Annotated in this window: 3 protein-coding genes; all 3 read left to right on the top strand. The window is 74.4% G+C overall.

Annotated elements, in window-relative coordinates:
• Positions 1–132: 132 nt before the first annotated feature.
• A complete protein-coding gene (pgsA, locus tag C1I99_RS31190; protein ID WP_111137721.1) occupies positions 133–765 on the top strand; it encodes a phosphatidylinositol phosphate synthase in 633 nt (210 codons plus the stop codon).
• Positions 762–1,694 carry a phosphatidylinositol mannoside acyltransferase gene (locus C1I99_RS31185; RefSeq protein WP_111137720.1) on the top strand — a complete coding sequence of 311 codons (933 nt, stop codon included), beginning with the start codon at positions 762–764 and terminating at the stop codon, positions 1,692–1,694. The genes pgsA and C1I99_RS31185 overlap by 4 nt, the downstream gene beginning before the upstream one ends.
• 13 nt (positions 1,695–1,707) lie before the next feature.
• Positions 1,708–2,290 (top strand): glycosyltransferase family 4 protein (locus C1I99_RS31180; protein WP_146604105.1); only part of this gene is annotated, 583 nt, incomplete at its 3' end.

The following is a 2,290-nucleotide window of genomic DNA, read 5'->3' as shown; positions in this document are numbered from 1 at the left end:
GGCGGGTGAGCTGGCTCACCTCCCTGGGCTCGATCTCACACCCGATGCGCGGCGCGCACAAGCCTCCGCCGCGCGGGTCGGCTGACCGGCCGTATCGCCGGTGACCGGGGGACCGTTATCGTGGGGACCGCCATGGCGAAGATCTTCCAAGTGTCGGCCCGGGCGGGGATGACCCGCGTTGTCGAGCCCGTCGCGCGCGGCCTGCTCCGAGCGGGCGTAACCCCCAACGCGGTCACCGTGGCGGGCACCTTCGGGGTGCTCGTCGGTGCGCTCGGCTTCGGTGCCCGCGGTCACCTGGTCGCCGGGGCCCTGATCGTGACCGTCTTCGCGCTCACCGACCTGCTCGACGGGACGATGGCCCGGATGAGCGGCGGTTCGACACGGTTCGGCGCGTTCCTCGATTCGAGCATGGACCGGATCGCCGACAGCGCGGTCTTCGGCGCCGTGGCGTACTACCTGGCCACCGAGGGCGACCGGGCGGGCACGGCCGCCGCGCTGATCTGCCTGGCTGCCGGCGGGCTGGTCTCCTACGTCAAGGCCCGGGCCGAGGGGCTCGGCATGACCTGCAACGTGGGTATCGCCGAGCGCACCGAGCGGCTGCTGATCGTCGGCGTCGGCGGCCTGCTCACCGGCCTGGGTGTCACCCCGGCTCTGCCGATCGCGCTGTGGCTGCTCGCCGCGGTGTCGATCTTCACGGTCGGGCAGCGCATGCTGCACGTGTACCGGCAGGCGCAGCGGATCCACGTGCCGGGTGGAAACGGGTGAACTTCACCGAGCTCGGCTACGTCGCCGGCTGGCGGGTGATCCGCGCGCTGCCGCGACCCGTCGTGGCGGCGGCGTTCCGGGCGGGCGCGGACCGCGCCCACCGCAGAGGCGGCGGGGGTACGGCCCGACTGCGGGCCAACCTGCGTCGGGTGGTCGGCCCCGAGCTGCCCGAGGCGGAGCTCGACGTGCTGGTCCGCCGCGGCCTGCGCTCGTACGCCCGGTACTGGATGGAGGCGTTCCGGCTGCCCGCGCTGAGCCGGGCCGAGATCCGGGCCGGGTTCCGGCTCGACGGCGAGGAACTGCTCGCCGCCGACGTGGCCGCCGGCCGGGGCGCGGTCGTGGCGCTGCCGCACGCCGGCAACTGGGACGCTGCGGGCGCCTGGGTCGCGGCCACCGGCTGGCCGATCACCACGGTCGCCGAGCGGCTCAAGCCGGAGGGCGTCTACCAGCGGTTCCTCGAGTTCCGGCGGAGCCTCGGCATGGAGATCCTGCCCACCCACGGTGGCCCGCGGCCGGCGTTCGACGTGCTGGTCGACCGGCTGCGGGCCGGGGCGGTGGTGCCGTTGCTGGCCGACCGGGACCTCTCCGCCCGCGGGGTGGAGGTCGACTTCTTCGGTGCCCGCACCCGGATGCCACCCGGCCCGGCGCTGCTCGCGCTGCGGACCGGGGCGCCGCTCTACGTGGCCTCGCTGTGGTACGAGCCGGACGTGGCGTGCGCGTCGATCGAGGGCCCGCTGCCGGTGCCGGGGCCGGAGGAGGGCCCGCTCGACCGGCGGGTCCGGTCGCTGACCCAGCGGATCGCCGACAGTCTTGCGGCGGGCATCGCCCGGCATCCGGAAGACTGGCACATGTTGCAGCGGATGTGGCTGGACCAGCGCGGCACGGGCGACGGCGCCGCGCTGTCCTCCCCGGCCACCGGACAGGTGTGAGGGGGAGGGCGCAGTGCGGATCGGCATCGTGTGCCCGTACTCCTTCGATGTCCCGGGTGGGGTGCAGAACCATGTCATGGATCTCGCCGAGGCGCTGATCGCGCTCGGGCACGAGGTGAGTGTGCTCGCGCCGGCCGACGAGGACTCCCCGCTGCCGGCGTACGTGGTGCCGGCGGGGCGGGCCGTCCCGCTGCCGTACAACGGCTCGGTGGCCCGGATCGCGTTCGGTCCGGTCTCCACGGCCCGGGTGCGGCGCTGGATCACCCGGGGCGAGTTCGACGTGCTGCACGTGCACGAGCCGCTGACGCTGAGCCTGTCGATGCTGGCCGTGCTCTCCGCCCGGGGCCCGGTGGTGGCCACCTTCCACACCGCGATGACCCGCTCCCGGGTGCTCGCCGCGGCGCAGGGCGTGCTGCAGATCGTCCTGGAGCGGATCACCGCCCGGATCGCGGTCAGTGCCCTGGCGCGCAAGGTGCAGGTCGAGCACATGGACGGCGGGGCGGTGGAGATCCCGAACGGGGTGGCCGTCGCCAAGTTCACCGACGCGCAGCCGCTGACCGGCTGGCCGGGGGGGTGCGCGGCGGTGAACTTGGCGA

This window comes from Micromonospora deserti (genome assembly GCF_003236335.1).
GTDB lineage: Bacteria > Actinomycetota > Actinomycetes > Mycobacteriales > Micromonosporaceae > Micromonospora > Micromonospora deserti.
Note: the sequence above shows the minus strand (reverse complement) of the source record. Positions and strands in the feature narration are given on the sequence as shown.